Below are 18,966 nucleotides of genomic sequence, written 5' to 3'. Positions count from 1 at the left end.
TTTTCTTCCAAATCGTAATACTGGCCATATGGTGTCGATTCGAAAGCGTTACTGCCAACGACTAAACGGCTGCTGGGAAAAGTCGAGATTATGAGCCAGGACGTCGACCGGATGAGCGTCACGCTCCCGCCGAGTCTGCTCTCCGAACTCGACGACGTGGTCGCCGCCGGGGAGTACGACAGCCGCTCGGAGGCGACCAGAGACGCGCTTCGCGCGTTCGTCACGGAGTTCAATCAGCAGACGGGGCTTTCCGGGAGTCTCAGCGGAACCGTAGTCGTCCTCTACGAGCACGACCACAGCGGCGTGAGCGACGAGATGACCGAACTGCAACACGACTTCACCGAGACCATCATCGCGGTCCATCACGTCCACCTCGACGACCACCTCTGTCTGGAGTCCATCGCCGTCGACGGCACGGGCGAGCGCATCGAGGAGTTGCTCTCCCGAATTCGGCCGCTGAAGGGCGTCCATCAGGTCAAACTCGCCGTCGTCGAAGCGGACCGGTAGCGGAGAACCGTGAGCGGGTTGTGACGCGTTGTGAACGGGTTGTGACGACCGACCGGGAGTTCTTGGTTGGGACCCGCTGACCCGGGCGAGAACGAAACGTGTTCGGCCCCGAAACGGTTAATCGTCCGCGACGGCGGTCGCCGCCGGCGTGTCCGGCGCCTCCGGTTCGGGGTTCGCTTCGACCCGTTCGGACGCCGGCGTCCACGTCAGTTCCTCCTCGTAGTGGAACGCGCGGTGGTCCTGCGTCGGGTCGACGACCGTCAGCGAGAGCCAGTCGTTGTCGAGCAGTTCGGTCAGTTCCGCGTGGTCGGCAAGCACGTCGGTGACGCGGTCGACCGGCGCGTGGATAATCGTCGAGAGGCGGAGCGGCTGGTGGTACGGCCTGTCGTCGGCGGCCATCAGCGACTGGAGCGGGAGGCCGGTCATCAGGTCGCCGCCGTTGCCCTGATAGACGCCGACGTTGCCGACGGGGTTCTGGGTCACCTTCGACCCGCTGCCGTAGACGGCGTTGTCGACCGTCGAGAAGTAGTACTGCGCGTTAATCCACTGGGTGACGACCATCGGCCCCGTGAGGATGGCTTCGAGCGCGTCGCCGTCGGGGTCCGTCGCGTGGTCGTACGAGTGGAGGAACGCGCGGCCGTCGAGGTCGAGGCCGCTCGTCAGTTCGCGGGGACCGATGACGAAGCCGGCGTTGCCGGCCAGCCCCCATTCGGGACGCGTCTCGGCCCAGTCGGCCGCGCGGCGCTCCGTCTCGCTGACGGCCGCGGAGCCGCCGGCACCCATCGTCTCGGCGCGTTCGGCGGCCGCGCGCTCGCGGGCGACTGCGAGGTCCGCGCGCAACCGGTCGAGGTCGTCCGCGTGGCTCTCCGGCACGTCGCCGTCGTACAGTTCGATTTCGTCGGTCGTCGTGTTGTGCTCGCCGGCGACGAACACCGTGTCCTCGGGGATGTCGAACCCGCGGTCGCGGAGTTCGACTTTGACCGTCTCGTCGTTGCAGATGGCCGCGAGGACGCGGGCGTTCGGGCCGCCGGGGTGGCCGGCGCAGGCCCCGCAGTCCAGACTCGAATCGTAGGGGTTGTTGGCCGTCTCGCTGGCGTGACCGGTGAACACGACGAGGCGGCCGAACTCCTCCCAGCCCATCAGTTCGAAGGCGTTCGCCGCGTACTCGACTTTCTCCTCGTCGGTCAGGCCCACCGGGAGGTCGCCCGCGTACGAGTGCTGGTGGTGGATGACTTGGTCGCAGAACTCGCGGTTGTCGGGGACCGCGTCGTCGGCGGTTCCGAGCAGGTCGGAGACGCGACCGGGGACGAGCGTGCGGGCCGCGAGAGATAGCCCGTATCCGCTCCCCGCGCTCTCGACGAAGCCGAATGCGGTCGCGGGGTTGGTCTTCAGCGACTCGATGGCCTCACCCGCGGCCTCGCGGAGGCGCGACCAACGGTCGCGGGTCGCCTCGGTGTCCCTGTCGGTCGGAACCTCGGTGACGCGGTGCTGCGGGTCGACGATCGGCGGGCAGGCGTCGACCGCTACCTCGGCGTCGTACCCCCGATACTCCATCGGGATGCCGAAGAAGCCGGCGTAGCCGTGGGTCTCGTAGTCGCCGGTCGCCTCGATGTGCCGGCGGATGACCTCCGAGCGCGTGTCGATACAGAACACCAGTTGCGCGTCCGGGCGGCCCGTGGTATCGCTGGTGTCGAGCGCCTCGCTCTCGGCGGCGACGCGGTCGACCACCTCGTCGCGGTAGCTCGCCTCCCACGCGCTCAGGAACGCCTCGGCGAGTTCGTCGGCCGCCTCGGCCTCGCCGCTTTTCGACCCGGTCGACGGCGCGATGTCGACGCCGAACGCGTCGAGGAGCGCGAGACGGGCCGCGAGATAGCCGTCGAGCGAAATCGGGTACGCGGACTGCCACTCGCCGCCGTCGACGGCGCGTTGCTTGATGAAGCCGGTCCAGCCGGGGAGCGCGGCGAGCTGCTCCTCGAATATCGGCACCCACTGGCTTTCGGGGTACGACGCGACCGCGGCCTCGATGGTCTCGACCGGCGACTCGGGCAGGTCGGAGACAATGCCGTCGTCGGGGATTCGGCCGTCGTACGCGGCCATCGACCGGAAGGCGTTGTAGAACCCGTCTTCGCGGTCCGGCATCGGCCAGTGGGCTTGACCCTCGTCGAGGAACGCCGACAGCCACTTCGTCAGCACGCGGTCGACCCGCGCGGCGTCCGTGTCGGCGGCGTCAGTCTCGGCGTCGTCGCCCGCGCCCGCGGACTCGACGCCGGCGTCCATGCGCTCCAGCAGGGTCTCGGGGTCGCCGTCGTAGCCGCGGTCGGCCAGTTCCGCGTCGAGCACCGCGGGGTCGATTTGCCCCCCTTCGAGGGCCGCTTCGAACGTCTCGGGACTCGGGTAGCCCCGGCCGCCGACGAGGTCCGCGGCCTGCGTGACCGCCTCGCTGAACGGCATATCTTCGAACCCCGAAAGCGGGTTGGCCGTGACGAACGAGTGAACCGGCCAGACCGAGCCGACGGTCGTCGCCGCTTTGTCGATACTGTCTTCGATGGCGTGTTCAGTACTCATTGTAGTCCTCCGTGGCGGTCAGCATGGTGCTGGACGCGGGCTGGCTCGTGTTCAACAGCGCGACGTAGAGACGCCGGCTGCGTTCGTGGACGCCGAGTTCTATCGCGACGTAAGTCACGAGGAAGACGCCGGCGACGAGCGCGTGGAGCGTGCTCAGCTCGGCGGGTGCCTCGACGACCGGCAGCCCGGACAGCACGCTCGAAATTCCCTGATAGACGAGGGCGTACACGGCGATGGCGGGGAGGAAGACCAGCGGCACCGCGCCGTAGCGGGCCGTCGCCGGGAGCGCGGCGTGTGAGACGACGCTGCGAGCCGCGTGCAGCGTGGTGAGCACGACGAACGCCACGAGCAGGAGCCCGCTGTCGAGGTGCGTTCCCTTCCCCGTGAGCGCCGCGAACACCGCGCCGCCGGCCAGTCCGGTCGCCACGATGACCGCGGAACCAACGGCCCCGGTCTCGTGGTCGTCGTGGTCAGTCGGGGCGGTCCGTTCGACCGCGCCGCCCGCGCTGAGGAAGTGGTACGCCTTGTAGAAGCCGTGTAGGATGAGGTGGGTGATGGCGGCCCCGAAGAAGCCGAGCCCGGCCTGCATAATCATGAAGCCCATCTGGCCGATGGTCGAGCAGCCGAGTTCGCTCTTGACGTCCGACTGGACGTTCTTGAGCAGTTTTCCGACGAGGGCGCTCGTCGCGCCGACAGTCACGATACCGAGCATGAGCGTGGCGTCGAGGGTCACGACCGGCGCGAACCGGAGCAGCAGGATGCCGCCAGCGTTGACGAACCCGGCGTGCATCAGCGCCGAGGCGGGCGTCGGCGCGGTCATCGACGAGAGGAGCCAGCCGTGGAACGGGACGAGCGCGGACTGCATCATCGCCGCGAGGACGAGCGCCACACAGGCGAGAAGCCACACCGGGCCACCGAGCCCGTTGGCGCTCGCGGCGATGCCGGAGACCGTCGTCGCGCCGGTCGACCACCAGAGGGCCGCGAGCGCGACGCCGAGGAACGCGCTGCTTGCGAGGAAGTACCTGCGAGCGACGCTCGCGGCGGCCCGCGCCTGCGGCCAGCCGTCGATGATGCCGATGAGTTTCGCCATCGCGAGCCCCATCGCCAGCCAGCACAACCAGAACAGCGCGACGTGGTCGGCCGCGACGAGGGCCATCACGGCGACCGTGAAGCCGAACACGGTGGCGAAGAACTTCGTCTCGTGGACGGAGCCTGCCATGTAGCGGCGCGAGTAGCTGTGGACGATACCGCTGAAGAACGTCACGACCACCCACAGCAGCACGGTCAGGCCGTCGACGGCGACGACGCCGGGGACCTCCCACGCGCCGCCGAGTCGGAGTCGGGCGAAGAGCACGGCGACGCTCGCGGCGAACAGCGCCCACACGAGCCGCGTTAGTGCGACGGGCGCGAACGGCGAATCCGCCGTCGCGTCCGGGAGTGCTCCGACCGTCGGTTTCGGGCTGTGTCCTGACATCGTTCGGTTCGTCGTTGACCAGACCGGTCACCGAAACGCACTCGGCGTCCGATATTGGTCGTCCTTACGCCTATCCGAGAACAGATTGTCTATTAAATCTACCTACATTCACAAATCGTTCGAAAATTAGCCATTATAGAACATTATGGTTCTGCGGGTACGGGGCGGCGGAGACTGTCGACTCTGAACGGTCGTATCCGCGTCGAACAACTCGTTCGAGGTCTGACGCCCGACAACGTGGCGTGAGCGACCGAATCCGTGCGCCGGCCCGGTCGGTGTCGTCTCGCCGCGGCGACCGGCGACTGCGGTCGCTCGTCGGTCTCAGTGAGCGGTTCGTGAACGCTCCGTTCGTCGGAGGATATCGAGCGCGCGCCCGTTCAGGAGTCGTTTTCGGTGTGCCTCTCGGCATCGAACTCGCCGAACGGTGTCGTCTCGTGCGTGCGGACGAGAACCTCGTCGGCGACGGTGACGCCCATGTCGAGGAGTTCCTGTGCGATAGCCGTGATGTCGTCGTCCGTCTCGCAGACGGCGGTCACGAGAAGGTTCTGTTCGCCGGTGACTAACTCCTGGACCGCCACGACGCCATCCATCTTCAGAATCTCGGGGACGAGTTCGCCCCGCTTGGGAATCGAGGCGGTGCAGTACAGCAGCATTCGGAGCGGATACCCCGACTTCTGATAGTCGACGCTCGCGCTGTATCCCTTGACCACGCCCTCGGATTCGAGCCGCTGGATGCGCTTGCGGACGGTGCTGTCCGAGGTTCCCGTTCGCTTTGCGATGTCGCCGGACGACATGTTCCGGGCGTCCTCCTGGAGTGCGTACAGAATCGCCCTGTCGACGTCGTCGATATCCTCGCCGGACATACCACTCCCTCCGCGAGGAGGACACTTTAGCCTTTGATATCGCGCGACACCCGCTCGCGGCTCGCCCTCGGCGGCAGGTTTATTACCCAAACGATAAAATTAGTTACTATGATTGTTGTAAAATCTAACGCCGATACGTCCGACGCTCACGAGCAGTCCGTTCGCCGCACGGCTACCTTCGCCGACATGGCCGCGACGATGTGCGGGTTCTGAGCCGTCTGCTACCGCTTCGATTCTCCGTCCGATTCGCCCGACGGCGTCGTAACGTGACGGCGTTCCTGAGTTTTCGTGTTTCCTGACAACCCGTTTCAGCGACTCGTCCGAACCGGCGCGAGACGCGTTTCTCGCCGGGAAAACGGATTTACCTTTGGGTGTCATATTTTACCAAACTGGGCGACACCGCCCTGATAGCCATGGCAGACAAACCACACCAGAACCTAGCCATCATCGGACACGTCGACCACGGGAAATCCACGCTCGTCGGCCGGCTCCTGTTCGAGACAGGTAGCGTCCCGGAACACATCATCGAACAGCACCGCGAGGAGGCGGCGTCCAAGGGGAAGTCGGGCTTCGAGTTCGCCTACGTGATGGACAATCTCGCCGAGGAGCGCGAACGCGGCGTCACCATCGACATCGCCCACCAGCGCTTCGACACGGAGAAGTACTACTTCACCATCGTGGACACGCCCGGCCACCGCGACTTCGTGAAGAACATGATTACGGGCGCGTCGCAGGCCGACCACGCGATTCTCGTCGTCGCCGCCGACGACGGCGTCGCGCCGCAGACCCGCGAGCACGTCTTCCTCGCCCGAACGCTCGGCATCGAGGAACTCATCATCGCGGTCAACAAGATGGACGTCGTCGATTACAGCGAAGACTCCTACAAACAGGTCAAAGAGGAGGTCCAACAGCTCCTGAACCAGGTACGGTTCAACTCCGACGACGCGGGCTTCATCCCCATCTCGGCGTTCGAGGGCGACAACATCGCCGAACCCTCGGAGAACATGACGTGGTTCGACGGGCCGACGGTCCTGGAGTCGCTGAACAATCTCCCGGAGCCGTCGCCGCCGACCGACGCCCCGCTTCGCGTCCCGATTCAGGACGTGTACACCATCTCCGGCATCGGGACGGTCCCGGTCGGCCGCGTCGAGACGGGGATGCTCAGGACGGGCGACAACGTCCGGTTCATGCCCTCTGACGCCGGTGGCGAAGTGAAGACCATCGAGATGCACCACGAGGAGGTTCCGGAAGCCGGTCCCGGCGACAACGTCGGCTTCAACGTCCGCGGCGTCGGCAAAGACGACATCCGCCGCGGCGACGTCTGCGGCCCGGCCGACGACCCGCCGTCGGTCGCCAAGACGTTCACGGCGCAAATCGTCGTGATGCAACACCCCTCGGTCATCACGGCGGGCTACACGCCGGTCATCCACGCCCACACCGCGCAGGTCGCCTGCACGTTCGAGTCGCTCGACCAGAAGCTCGACCCCGCGTCGGGCGAGGTCGCAGAAGAGGAGCCGGACTTCATCAAGGCCGGCGACGCCGCCGTCGTCACGCTGCGTCCGCAGAAGCCGCTCAGCATCGAGCCGTCCTCAGAAATCGCCGAACTCGGGAGCTTCGCCATCCGCGACATGGGACAGACGATCGCGGCCGGCAAAGTGCTCGAAGTCAACGAGTAGCGCCCGGTCCCGACCTCGGATTTTCCACGTCGCCGCCGCGACAGCGACCGCGCCGTCCTCGGGGACGGTCGGCGCGACCGACGGTCGCACACGGCGCGCGAGCGTACGTCGCGTCCGGCGTCACTCGTCAGCGCCGGGGTAGAGCGCCGACACCTGCCAGACGTTCGCGCGGACGCCCGCCCTGACGATATCCATCCGGACGCGGTCGCCGGCGTGGTGATTCGCGAGGTAGTCGCGGAAGCTGCTGTTCTCGTAGGAAGTGACGTGGTACGTCGAGCCGTTGTCGCCGCGGAGCGTCGCCGCACCGTGGTCGTTTACCTCGTTTACGATTGTAAACGTATCCGTGCTATTTCTGGACGCTGTCTGAGACATATCCGAATATATGTTAATCAGACACATAAAACCTAGCGTTGCGTTTAGTAAATCATTATAAACTGTATCGTGATTGTCCCCCACGGGAAACTGTCCGTTCGCAGTCGGTCGGTTTTCGGAGAATGGCCCGCGTCCGGTGGTCGATTCGACGCGCCGTGCGCCGGCGGTTGGGTTGCGACCGGCGTGGGACGTGACGCGACGCGGCCACGCTGTCGAGCGCGGCTGGGTCGTCGAAACGAACTGCATCGCGTAAGTACGGCCTCTCGAATCGGGGACGGGGCGCAGTCACCCTAGGCGGTGGAGCCAATTAACCGAATGGCTTGATATATCCGGCTCATTAGTGGCCCGCGGCGGCCAGCCTGCTCGCCGTCGCGTGCTTGTGGACGGTGGAGAGGACGCTTCGCGGGTTTGGGGTCGGGCGCGACGCTCGACGCCAACACCTCGATGCCGTCGCCCCCCTCGTGGGGCCAGAGGGCCTCGTGGCCGAGCGCCGTGACTGCGTTGCTGATGGCCTTCGTCTCGCCGTCGTCGTGGAATCCCAGAATCCTCACCGTGACCGTCGGTTCGTCCCCACCCATGGGTGAGCTACGCGTCTCGGTCGCACCAGCGCATCGCGAGGTCCCGCAGAACCAGAATGTGACACCGCGCGACGCGTCACGGGAGCGTCGCGGACGCGGCGGTCACGTGCTCATGAAGTCGGCTGTCGGCTCGGTCGCGAGGCGGCCTCGCGGGCGGTCGAGGCCCTCGTTACTCCTTTTCGGTGACGGTCACGGTGTAACTGCCACTGCCGGAGTAGCTGTCGACCAGCACCGAGAGGTCGGCCGACGTGTCGGGGTTGTCGATGACGACCTGCTCTTGGCTGTCCGTGCTCCACGAGCGGTAGTCGTACGACCCGGTCGTGGGGCACGTCCCCGAGCCCTCGTTGACGTAGAGGTCGAAGTCGGTACTCGACGGCCCGCTGAGGTCGACGACGACCTGCGACGGCGACCCGTACTCCCACGTGTAGCTCCAGCAGTCGGAGTCGGCCGACGACGACAGCGAGTCGTCGATGGTCGAAGTGGTCGAGTCGCCGCCGTCGCCGCCACCGCCGCCACCGCCGCTTCCCGGCTCGGTCGTGACGGCGTTCGCGGCGTCCACGCGGCCCGCGCCTTGTTCGTTCTCGGAGAGACCGATATCGACCGCGGTATTTTTGAGTTGGCTCCGCAGGTCGGTCGGCGAGAGGTCGTAGACGGCGAGCGCGAGTCCGGCGACGCCCGAGACGACCGGCGTCGCCATCGACGTGCCGGATATCTCTTTGTACTCGGTGTCGGTCGTCCAACACGACAGCACGTTCGTCCCCGGCGCGGCGAGGTCGATGTCGGGGCCGTAGTTGGAGTACGACGCCAGCGTCTCGTCGGGGTCGAGCGCGGAGACGGCGACGCATTCGCCGTAGGCGGCGGGGTACGACACGCTCCCGCTCCCGTCGTTGCCGGCGGCGGCGACGACGAGACTCCCCTGCTGGGTCGCGTACGACACGGCGTTTTTCATCGTGGACGTGTAGCCGCCCCCGCCGAGCGAGAGATTGATGACGTCCGCGCCCTGGTCCGCGGCCCACTCGATAGCGTCGGCGATGTCGCTCGTCGAACCGCTGCCGGACTCGGAGAGCGCCCGCCCCGAGAGGAGCGAGGAGTCGCTGATACCGCCGATACCCTCGCTGTTGTCGGTGGAGCCGGCCGCGATGCCGGCGACGTGGGTGCCGTGGTACTCGTCGGCGAGCACGTCCGGGTACGGGTCGCCGTCGGCGTCGACGAAGTCCTGGCCCTTGTCGGAGCCGAACTGCGCCGAGAGGTCGGGGTGGTCGTACTTGACCCCCTGGTCGACCACGGCGACGGTCACGTCGGAACTGCCGAGCGTGGTGTCCCACGCGGTGTCGGCGTTCACCTGCTGTGGCGCGTACTGACTGCCGTACTGCGGGTCGTTCGTCGTATAGAGCGCCTGATGGGTGACGTTCTTCTCCGCGTACTTCACCTCGTCGCGCTTCGTGACCGCCGAAATGAAGTTCTCGCGGGCGCGGTCGGCGGCGACCGACGGGAACTTGATGGCCACGTAACTGAGGGTCTTGTTCTCGTGGACGACCCTTGCGTTGCCGGGGACGTGCTTCTCGACGGCCTTGCGCGGGCTGTCGGCGGTCTTCGAGACGCCGACGAGAATCTCGTCTTTCTTCGGACCGGGGGACCGTCCGGGCGTCGCGGAGGTCACGCCGGCCGCGCCGGTCAGTCCGGCGGCCGCGGCGAGTTTCAGGAAGGTTCGTCTGTCGAAGTTTGGCGTGCCTGTCATAGGCACACATATCTCGGGAGGCCGTGGCAATATTTGTTATCTTGACTGAAATTTCAATTTCAGCCTGTTCTTCAACGACAGTCCAGAGAAAATCCGTAAACCAAAATAAATCTTCGACAGATTCCAGAATCCTCGTTCGTACTTCGGCCGCACCTCCCTCGAAATTTATAAACCCGAAACCGGGCGAGGTGGTGTATGGACCTCCTGCGGCGGTTGGTCGGCCCCGACGGGCTTCCCTCGGGCCGAGTGGCGCTCTTCGTGGACGGGCCGAACGTCCTCCGCGACGAGTTCGACGTGGACTTAGACGACATCCGGGCGGCGGCTCGCTCGCTCGGCGGGCAGTTGAGCGCGGCGCGGCTCTACCTCGACGAGCACGCCACGCCGGGGCTGATTCAGGCCGCGGAAGCGCGCGGGTTCGAGGTCGTCGTCACGAGCGGCGACGTGGACGTGAAGCTCGCGGTCGACCTCACGCGCTACGCCGTCGAGGACCGCGCCGACGTTATCGCGGTCGCCTCGCGGGACACCGACTTCAAGCCCGCCTTGGAGACGGCCAACGCCTACGGCCTGCGGACGGTCGCCATCGCGCCGGGGAGCTACGGCCGCTCGGACGCGCTTCAGAACGCGGCGACCCACGGGATGACGCTCGACGACCTCGCCGACGGCGACGACTGAACCGGGCGGCGACTGAGTCGGCGGCGACCTGCCCTCTCCGACCCAACCCGACGCCGCACCGACCGCGAACGGTTCGCTTTTTCCTCCCCCGGCCGACCACACGTCCATGCAGGAGTTCGACACGCCGGTCGTGGACAACCATCTCCACCTCGACCCGGACCACGGGCGCGGGCTGGAGGCGGTGAAGGATTTCGCCCGGAGCGGCGGCACGCACCTCCTCGTCGTCAACAAGCCCTCGTGGCTCCTCGGCCACGAGGTCGAGACCGGCGAGGACTTCCGCCCGGTGTTCGAGACGACCGTCGAGGTCGTCCGCGAAGCCTCCGAGATTCTCCCCGGGCGCGCGTGGCCGGTCCTCGGCGTCCACCCCGGCCTCGTCTCGAAACTCGTCGACGACCGCGGCTACGACCCCGAGGCCGCCCGCGACCTGATGTGCGCCGGCCTCGACACCGCCGCCGAGTTCGTCCGCGAGGGCGACGCGCTCGCGCTCAAGTCCGGCCGCCCGCACTACGAGGTCACCGACGCCGTCCGGGAGGCCTCGAACGCCGTCCTCAGACGCGGTCTCGACCTCGCCGCCGACTGCGACTGCGCGCTCCAACTCCACACGGAGTCGACGACCGACCTCTCGGACGTGGCCGAGTGGGCCGACGAGCGCGGCGTCCCCGGCGAGCGCGTGGTCAAACACTACGCGCAGGGCCACCTGACCGGCGGCACGCCGAGCGTCATGAGCGACAAGGACCGCCTCGAAGACGCCGCCGAGCGGGGCGACCCGTTCCTCATGGAGACCGACTTCATCGACGACCCCGACCGCCCCGGCGCGGTGATGGGGCCGAAGACCGTCCCCCGGCGCGTCGACTGGCTCCTCGACGCGGGCCGCGACGACGCCGTCAGGAACGCTCACGTCGAGACGCCCGCGCTGGTCTACGGCATCGACACCGAAGCGACGCTCGACCGATAGCTGGGTGAGGCGGAACAGTCGACGGGTGAGCCGGACCGGCCGCCGAGACCGACGCACGAGCCGAATCGCGCCGTCTCCTCCCACGTCGTCGTCTCACACGGTTACAGGCAGGATAAGAAAGGCATTTGAGTCCGGCACGGGAGGGTGTAGGTATGACCGAGGCCGAGGAACGATACTACTCGCCGGAACGCTGGCAGAACTGGTTGACGCGCGTCGAAGAAGAGGACCTGGACCTCGAAAGCGAGGAGACCGGCCGTCTCCTGATGAACATCCAGAACGACGCGGCCATCGCCATCGCCAAGATTCTGACCGCCTACGACGACGACACGCTGGGCGAAGAAGAGGCGCTCGACGAGCTGTCGACCGTCCACGACATCGTCATGGCCGAACCCGAGTTCGAGACGGAGAACGAGGAGGCCGAAATCCTCGTCGGGAGCGTCCAGACGAGCCTCTCGTGCGCCTTCTTCGCCGCCGAGGAGTTCATCGTCGCCGGCCCCGCCGAACTCGAAGATGACATGGACGCCTACATCCGCGCCGCCGCGGACGCCGAGGCCGCCGACGACCTCGACAGCGCGCTCGGCTACATCGTCCAGGTCGGCACCCGCGTCATCGACGGCGAGGACCTCGACATCGAGGTGCTCGACGAACTCGAATTCGGGCTCGTCACCGAGTGGGTCAACGGTCTCGACAGCCTCCAGAGCGGCCTTTCGGAGCCCGAAGTCGTCGAAGAAGAAGACTGAATCCGGCCTCTCGCTCTTGTAGGAGTCTTTTTCCCGTTTCGGATATCTTCACGTCATATGGACTTTCGGGGGGACGAGAGAGCGGTCACTGTCCAAATCGGCGCAGTGCTGCTGTTCGGTATCATCATCATCTCGATGTCGATGTACCAAGCGACCGTCGTCCCGAATCAGAACGAACAGGTCGAGTTCCTACACAACCAGGAGGTTCACGACCAGTTCGAATCGCTTCGCGGTGCCATCATCGAAAGCTCGTCGGAGACGACCCCCCGTCCGTCGACGGTCTCTCTCGGAACGCGGTATCCGAGTCGGACGCTGTTCGTCAACCCCGGCCCCGTCTCGGGGACGTTGCAGACGCGTGAACTCGGCAGTCTCACCGTCACGAACGTCGAGACGACGGAAGCCGAGACGAGCGACTACGTTAACGGCGGCCTCTCGTACGAGACCAAATCGCTCGAATACCGGCCGGACTACAACGTTTTGCAGTCGGCCCCGACGACCGTGTACGAAAACACCGTCTCGTACAATCGGTTCGACACCGGGTACGAGGGGACGCTCAACGACAGGCAATCACTCATCAACGGCCGGACGATTTCGCTCGTTCTCCTCCAAGGCAACTACTCCGAAAACGGCGTCGGCTCCGCGACCGTCGACGCGCAGGCGGTCAGCCCCGCGACGCGGACCGTTCCGGTGACGGGGGATGCGTCGGGGAACGTGACCATCTCCGTGCCGACGGAGTTGTCCGAGGACGCGTGGCGTGAGCTTCTCGCAGAGGGGAACGACGACTACGTCCACAGCGTGGACCGTTCCGGCGACAGGGTCGAAATCGAGATGCAAGGGGAGGAAGATGGCGACAGCGTGACGTACGACCTCCGCGTCGGAGCGGTCGAAGTGGGGTCGGGAGTCGACGAACCGGCCGCGTATTACCTGACGGTCGTCGACGGAGCCTCGCCTCGAAGCGTCGGGTCGGGAGACACCGAGACGCTCACCTTCGAAGTTCGGGACCGATACAACAACCCCGTCTCCGGAGTCTCGGTGAACTTCTCTGCGAGCGGTGGTTCGGTCTCAATCGACCCGGAGGGACCGACGACCGATTCCGAGGGTCGAATCCGCGTGACAGTGACGGGTGAGTCGGCGGGAACCGCCGAGGTGCTCGGTAGCTTCGACGACGAGACGTTCACCCCGAGTACGCGGCAGGACGCGGCTGTCGAAGTCAGCGTGTCGAGCGGGGAGGCCGCCGAGGGCGGCGTCGCCGGACTCCTCTACGAGAACGACGCGGTCGCCCGCGACGGCGACGACGACTTCTCGACGCCCGGCGGCGTTGAGTTCTCGCTGCGGAACGTCGGTTCCGACTCCGTCGAGCTGTTGAACGTCGTGGTGAACCCGCACGACGACAGCATCGATGGACTCTCCGACAGGGTCGACGCCGGGGACGACGACCCCGGTGAGACGGAGCTGTACGTCGAGTCGCCGAGCGGTGACGCCCTCGTCGACTACCAGATTACGCAGAACGAGTTCGTGGCCGTGCCAGAAGACGGACTCGCGATCGATATCGACGAGGACGGCGATATTGGCGGGTCCAATCCCGTCGTCGGCAGCGGCGAATCCGCGCGGTTCTACGTCTACGAGTTCTACGACACAGGTGGGTTCGGCGGCACGAACGTCGACATGACCGGCGAGTGGCTCTCCGTTCGCGTGACTTACCGCCTCCCGTCGGGCCTCGTCGACGCCAAGACGTTCTCGTTCGAAGCCAACGCCCAGCCGGAAGGCGGCGTGAACGCCCCGCCGACTCCCCGGACGACGGGGCCGTATAGCGTCCCCGAAGGCGAGTCGATACAGCTCGACGGCTCCGGGAGTTCGGACAGCGACGGGTCGATTACCAGTTACAGTTGGTCCATCACCGACGACCCCACGGGGCGGGCGAGCCTGTCGAACCCCAGTTCCGCCCAGCCGACGTTCAACGCGCCCGACAGCGTCTCGGGCGACACCGACGTGACCGTCGAACTAACGGTGACCGACGACGACGGGGCGACGAGTAGGAGAACGACGACCGTGACCGTCACGGATACGGACGGCACGCCGTCCCCCTCTGTCTCGATGCGTGTCGACGACCTCACGGACATCCAAACGAACAACCCCGACTTCGTCGTCTCCTACGACATCGGGGACACGAACGCGTCGTTCGAGCGCGTCGAGGTCAGGGCCGATTCGATGGAGGGTTCCGCTTCGGGCTTCGCACAGCAGTCGACATCGCGCGGCAGCGTTCGGTTCCAGCCCGGATACGGAGTCAGACAGACGTTCGAGGTCACGATTGACGTGATTTACGACGGGCCGAACGGCGAATACGTCGAGAGCTCACGGACCGTGACCGACGTGGCCGACGCGCGGAACCGGAACGGAAACGCCGACCTGTCGCTCGGAAGTAGCGCATCCATCGACGCGTTCGACGTCGAAGACCGGACCAACACCGGGACGAACGCGGTCTGGTACCGCGCCGACTACGCCGTGTCGTCCGGCGACTTCAGTCGGGTCGAACTGGTGGCGCTCAATCTCAACGGCAACGGGGCGACGACCACGACCCAACGTACCGACCGGAGCCGTAACAACGTCGACATCATCGAGCGGCGGGACGGCGCACAGACCGACTATCGGGTCGGAATACTGGTGTACGACGACACCGGTGCCGTCGTCGATATCCAGACCGTCGACGACGTCGCGGACGGGAACGGCCCGTAGTTCGACAACCGACGTAACTCCCCATCGACAAAACCTTATCCCTCGGTTCTGTAACATCGACCATGACTTCCGTCGGCATCGACGCCATGGAGATTTGGACGGGCAAACTCGTGTTAGACCTCCCCAACACCTTCGCGCCGGTGAAGGGCGAAGACCCGGAGAAGTACACGAAGGGGCTGGGTCTCCACACGTCGTCGTTCCCGGACGTGTACGAGGACATCGTCACGATGGGGGCGAACGCCGCCAAGCAACTGATGGACCGAAAGGGCCTGACGCCCGCGGACATCGGCCGCATCGACGTGGCGACCGAGTCCGCGTTCGACAACTCCAAACCGGTGTCGACGTACATCGCCGGCTGTCTCGAGCAGGTGTACGACGGCGACTTCCGCCACGCCAACAAGGGCGAGCGCAAGTTCGCCTGCATCGCCGGAACCCAGAGCCTGGACGACGCCTACAACTGGATTAAGGCGGGTCGCAACCGCGGGCGCGCGGCGCTCGTCATCGCCACCGACACCGCCCTCTACGAGCGGGGCGACCCCGGCGAGGCGACGCAGGGCGCGGGCGCGGTGGCGATGCTCATCGACGAGGACCCGGACCTCGTCGAACTCTCGACCGAGCAGGGCTACGGCAGCATGGACGAGACGGACTTCCTCAAGCCGAACCAGCAGTTCCCCTCGGTGGACGGCAAGCGCTCCATGCAGGTGTATCTCGCTCGGATGCGCGAGGCGCTCGAAGATTACGAGAGCGTCGCGGGTCGCACCCACCCCGACCTGTTCGAGTACATCCCGTTCCACACGCCGTTCCCCGGCATGGTCCGGAAGGCGGCGCTTCTGGGCTTCCGCCACATGACCCGCGACACCGACATCGAAGACGACCTCGAAAGCGAAATCGGCCGCCAGCCCCGCGAGGAGGACTTCGAGACGTGGGACGACTACGAGGAGGCCATCCGCGGCTACATGGACGAACTGAAGACGACCGAGCAGTACCGCGACTGGTACGGTCGCGTCATCGAGCCGACGCTCGACATCTCCAGCCGCGTCGGCAACTGGTACACCGGCTCGGTCCACATCGCCCGGCTGTCGGCCCTGAAGGCCGCCGCGGACGACGGGAAAGACATGACCGGCAAGCAGCTGCTCGTCGGCTCCTACGGCTCCGGCGCGCAGGCCGAGATTCACGCCGAACGGGTCCAAGAGACGTGGCTCGACGAAATCGAGGCCGTGGACGTGGACGACCAGCTCGCGGCCCGCACCGAGATTTCCTTCGACGACTACGAACTCATCCACGACGTGCACAACCACGAAAAGGAAATCGAGGTCGAGGAGTTCACCCAACCCGAAGCCGAGTTCGTCTTCACGGGCTGGGGGCGGATGAACGAGCGCCGCTACGAATACGTGGAGTAGCGGGGACCGTCCGCGAGAGCGAAGCGAGCGCGGAGACGAAGCGCCGTTCGGCGCTTCGGAAGTACGAATACGTGGAGTAGCGGGGAGACGAAGCGCCTCGCGTCAGAACGACCGGGCTTGGTCGGGCAGTATCGACCACGAATCCGCCGGGTCAGCGCCCCGGTCGTCGTAGAACTTTCTGCCGATGTAGTCGTCGCTCACGCTGCCGAGTATCGTGTTGTACAGGTCGGCAGCCGACTCGTAGGTCTCGGTTCCGAGCGGGGCGAGGATGGTCTCGACGGTCTCCGCGTCGTCGACGTTCGGCGCGGTCACCTCGACGTCGCCGGCGCGTTCCAGCACGCGCTCGGTCGTGACCGGGTACTCGAACGCCGTTTCGAGGTGCGATTGGAGGGCGCGAATGTCCATATGGTCGGACATGGTCGCGGCCGCCCTTCGGCTTTTTTCGCCCTCAGGCGGACACTCTGGAAATGCGAATCGAAGGGAGCGAAACGAATCGACCGAATCGGGTCAGACGGACCGAAACGGGTACTACGGCGTTCTCAGGGAAGCGTCCGCAGGTCTTCGAGCATCTCGTCTAAATCGCGGTCGGTCACGGCGAGGGCGAAGCCGTCGATGGTGGCGAGCGCGGGCGCGTGCTCCCAGAGGTCGTCCTCCGAGAGGCCGTGGAGGACGACGGCGTTCGGCGTCGGCGTGACGACGCGCATGGCGACCAGCGGCGACTCGCCGCGGGTGACGCCGGTGAACACGAGCGCCCGACTCGTCGACTGCCCGTAGAGCCGGTAGAACTCCTCGGAGGAGAGCCGCGTGATTGCCTGAATGCTGTTGATGACGGTGTGGCCGCTGATGCGGTCTTGGTCGCCGTCGACGATGGGGGTCGCGCCGATGGCGTCGTAGAAGCTATCGAGCGGAATCGACGTGGGGTACTCCCGGAGGTCCTGGACGATGTCGCTCTCGAAGCCGGCCGAGAGGACGCGGGCGTACTGCCGGATGCGACTGCCGCCGCGGGCCTCGTCGATATCGAGGAGCGCTTCGACCATCCGGCGGATGACGCCGATGCCGGGGCTCTCGCGGCGGCCGCTCTCGTAGTCGGAGACGACCGACGACGACACGTCCAACTGCTCGGCGAGCGCCGTCTGGGAGATGTCGAAGTCGGTCCGCCACTTCCGGAGCGTCGCGCCGGGGTCGTCCGAGAGGGTAATCTCGCCCGCGATGCGGCGGGCGAGGTCGTCGCGCGGTGCCGCGGTCATCGCGAACACCTCGGCCCGACCGACGAGTGAGTCATGGGACAACCTGCGTGAGTATCCCGCAAAAGGATGTCGAAAGTGGTAGTCGTCGCGTGACGAACCCCGTGAGAACTCTGAAGGTCGTCGGCCGACCACTACGCGGTATGCCATCGACCCTCGTCCACGTCGCCGTCGGCGGACTCGTCGGTGCCGCCCTCCTCGGTCGCTGGTTCGACGCCCGGTCGGTCGGCGTCGCGCTCGTCGCCGCCGCGGTTCCCGACCTCGATTCGTTCACCAGCACGCTCCTGCCCGGGAGCCACCGCGCGCTCCTCCACACGCTGTTGCTCCCGTTCGCGCTCGCCGCGCTCGTGGCCTACGACACGCGGATGCGGGACCCCGAACGTTCCGCGATTCGCGGTCGCTGGGGCGCTCGGGGGGTCGCAGTCGCGTGGGTCGGCGTCGCTGCGCTCCTCTGCGGCGGCATCTTCCCCGACCTGTTCACCAACGGCGTCAACGCCTTCTACCCGCTTCACGACGCGTTCTACTCGATTAGCGGGCGCGCCGAGTGGTCGAGCACGCGCGGGTTCGTCCAGACGTTCGTCGAGCTACGGCCCGCGTCGCCGCCGCCGACGACGGAGACGCTCCATTACAGCACCGTGGTCGACCCGTCGCCGGGCGCGGAACCCGAGAACGTCGAGCGGGTCGCCCCGCTCGCTTCGTCGGGGACGGAACTGATGCTCGTCGTGCTCGGGGCGGGCGTAGTCGGCGGACGGCTCCTGTCGGAGCGGCTTCGTGGGCCGGCGGGCGAACCGGCTGAGTGACGGGGTGAGCCGACGCCGAATTGGGGTGAGCCGGGAACGCGGCCGCGACTCCGAGCGTTCATAACCGACGGCGACCCATCCGCGTGCATGAGCGAGACACCGGACGGCGTCGAGGTGCGACCGTACGAACCGGGCGATGCGGCCGCGTTCTGGGAACTGAAACGCGGATTCGAACTCGGTCTCGGCGCGGGGACCGGCGGCGACGACAAGCTTTCGACGTACGAGGCGAAACTCACGGACGACTACCGCGAGCGATATCTCTCGTGGGTCGAGCGCTGTGCGACCGACGACCCCGGCTGCGTCGTCGTTGCCGAAGCGGTGTCGGACGGCGGACAGAGCGGCAAGAGCGAGGATGCAACGCTCGTCGGCTACGCCTTCGTGCTCCCCGAGGAGATGACGTTCATCTGGGACGCGGCCGTGCTCAACGAACTGTTTCTCGACGCCGACTACCGCGGCACGGGCGCCGCCGACGAACTCATGGACGCTGTGTTGGACCACGCGCGCTCGCAGGACCTGCCCTTGGACCGAATCGTCCTCGACGTGGACGAGGCGAACGGTCGGGCGCGGGCGTTCTACGAGCGCTACGGCTTCGACCGCTGGGGCGAGCTGGTCGCGCGCGACCTCTGAGTCGGAAACAGCGCGGAACCGA

The 18,966-nt window shown here is 66.4% G+C and carries 17 protein-coding genes; 9 read left to right on the top strand and 8 right to left on the bottom strand.

Annotation, left to right across the window (positions count from 1 at the left end):
• The first annotated feature begins 90 nt into the window (after positions 1-90).
• Positions 91-507 carry a CopG family ribbon-helix-helix protein gene (locus ACSR87_RS03800; RefSeq protein ID WP_008575606.1) on the top strand — a complete coding sequence of 139 codons (417 nt, stop codon included), beginning with the start codon at positions 91-93 and terminating at the stop codon, positions 505-507.
• Positions 508-624: 117 nt separating this feature from the next.
• Here ACSR87_RS03800 and ACSR87_RS03795 read toward each other — a convergent pair whose 3' ends face one another.
• The 3 genes from ACSR87_RS03795 to ACSR87_RS03785 all read right to left on the bottom strand — a co-directional run bounded on the left by ACSR87_RS03795 (position 625) and on the right by ACSR87_RS03785 (position 5,409).
• Positions 625-3,072: a DUF2309 domain-containing protein gene (locus ACSR87_RS03795; RefSeq protein ID WP_498529559.1), complete on the bottom strand. Its 2,448-nt coding sequence runs from the start codon at positions 3,070-3,072 to the stop codon at positions 625-627.
• Positions 3,062-4,546, bottom strand: coding sequence for a proton-conducting transporter transmembrane domain-containing protein (locus tag ACSR87_RS03790; RefSeq protein WP_498529558.1), 1,485 nt, complete (start codon positions 4,544-4,546; stop codon positions 3,062-3,064). Before ACSR87_RS03790 ends, ACSR87_RS03795 begins: the two co-directional genes overlap by 11 nt.
• 377 nt (positions 4,547-4,923) lie before the next feature.
• Positions 4,924-5,409, bottom strand: a complete 486-nt coding sequence (locus ACSR87_RS03785) for an Lrp/AsnC family transcriptional regulator (protein ID WP_498529557.1) — start codon at positions 5,407-5,409, stop codon at positions 4,924-4,926.
• Between the two features lie 413 nt (positions 5,410-5,822).
• On the opposite strand from ACSR87_RS03785, the gene tuf reads away from it, so the two are divergent.
• Positions 5,823-7,085, top strand: coding sequence for a translation elongation factor EF-1 subunit alpha (gene tuf, locus ACSR87_RS03780; RefSeq protein WP_498529556.1), 1,263 nt, complete (start codon positions 5,823-5,825; stop codon positions 7,083-7,085).
• Between the two features lie 120 nt (positions 7,086-7,205).
• On the opposite strand, the gene ACSR87_RS03775 is transcribed toward tuf, so the two are convergent.
• The 3 genes from ACSR87_RS03775 to ACSR87_RS03765 form a co-directional block, all read right to left on the bottom strand.
• Positions 7,206-7,457 (bottom strand): DUF7999 family protein, encoded by a 252-nt coding sequence (locus ACSR87_RS03775; RefSeq protein ID WP_498529555.1) that lies wholly within the window; start codon positions 7,455-7,457, stop codon positions 7,206-7,208.
• Positions 7,458-7,747: 290 nt separating this feature from the next.
• Positions 7,748-8,035: a hypothetical protein gene (locus tag ACSR87_RS03770; protein ID WP_498529554.1), complete on the bottom strand. Its 288-nt coding sequence runs from the start codon at positions 8,033-8,035 to the stop codon at positions 7,748-7,750.
• Positions 8,036-8,204: 169 nt separating this feature from the next.
• Positions 8,205-9,773 (bottom strand): S8 family peptidase, encoded by a 1,569-nt coding sequence (locus tag ACSR87_RS03765; protein WP_498529553.1) that lies wholly within the window; start codon positions 9,771-9,773, stop codon positions 8,205-8,207.
• A gap of 195 nt (positions 9,774-9,968) precedes the next feature.
• Between ACSR87_RS03765 and ACSR87_RS03760 the strand changes: the two genes are divergently transcribed.
• From ACSR87_RS03760 to hmgB, 5 genes are all read left to right on the top strand, one after another.
• Positions 9,969-10,445 carry an NYN domain-containing protein gene (locus ACSR87_RS03760; RefSeq protein WP_498529552.1) on the top strand — a complete coding sequence of 159 codons (477 nt, stop codon included), beginning with the start codon at positions 9,969-9,971 and terminating at the stop codon, positions 10,443-10,445.
• Between the two features lie 106 nt (positions 10,446-10,551).
• On the top strand, positions 10,552-11,400 hold the full coding sequence (locus tag ACSR87_RS03755; RefSeq protein ID WP_498529551.1) for a TatD family hydrolase: 849 nt from the start codon (positions 10,552-10,554) through the stop codon (positions 11,398-11,400).
• A 152-nt stretch (positions 11,401-11,552) separates the two neighbouring features.
• Positions 11,553-12,140 carry a DUF2150 family protein gene (locus tag ACSR87_RS03750; RefSeq protein ID WP_004042306.1) on the top strand — a complete coding sequence of 196 codons (588 nt, stop codon included), beginning with the start codon at positions 11,553-11,555 and terminating at the stop codon, positions 12,138-12,140.
• Between the two features lie 57 nt (positions 12,141-12,197).
• The gene (locus tag ACSR87_RS03745; RefSeq protein ID WP_498529550.1) at positions 12,198-14,873 is read left to right on the top strand and encodes an Ig-like domain-containing protein; all 2,676 of its coding nucleotides are present in this window, start codon (positions 12,198-12,200) and stop codon (positions 14,871-14,873) included.
• A gap of 62 nt (positions 14,874-14,935) precedes the next feature.
• Positions 14,936-16,273, top strand: coding sequence for a hydroxymethylglutaryl-CoA synthase (gene hmgB, locus ACSR87_RS03740; protein WP_498529549.1), 1,338 nt, complete (start codon positions 14,936-14,938; stop codon positions 16,271-16,273).
• 102 nt (positions 16,274-16,375) lie between these two features.
• Here hmgB and ACSR87_RS03735 read toward each other — a convergent pair whose 3' ends face one another.
• Both ACSR87_RS03735 and ACSR87_RS03730 read right to left on the bottom strand, forming a co-directional pair.
• Positions 16,376-16,678, bottom strand: coding sequence for a DUF5789 family protein (locus ACSR87_RS03735; RefSeq protein WP_115860857.1), 303 nt, complete (start codon positions 16,676-16,678; stop codon positions 16,376-16,378).
• Positions 16,679-16,812: 134 nt separating this feature from the next.
• Positions 16,813-17,520, bottom strand: a complete 708-nt coding sequence (locus ACSR87_RS03730) for a helix-turn-helix domain-containing protein (RefSeq protein ID WP_498529548.1) — start codon at positions 17,518-17,520, stop codon at positions 16,813-16,815.
• Positions 17,521-17,660: 140 nt separating this feature from the next.
• Between ACSR87_RS03730 and ACSR87_RS03725 the strand changes: the two genes are divergently transcribed.
• Positions 17,661-18,317, top strand: a complete 657-nt coding sequence (locus ACSR87_RS03725) for a metal-dependent hydrolase (RefSeq protein ID WP_498529547.1) — start codon at positions 17,661-17,663, stop codon at positions 18,315-18,317.
• Positions 18,318-18,404: 87 nt separating this feature from the next.
• The gene (locus tag ACSR87_RS03720) at positions 18,405-18,944 is read left to right on the top strand and encodes a GNAT family N-acetyltransferase (protein WP_498529546.1); all 540 of its coding nucleotides are present in this window, start codon (positions 18,405-18,407) and stop codon (positions 18,942-18,944) included.
• Positions 18,945-18,966 lie beyond the last annotated feature (22 nt).

Source organism: Haloferax sp. SDI50 (genome assembly GCF_059802635.1).
This window is presented reverse-complemented; position numbering and strand designations above follow the sequence as displayed.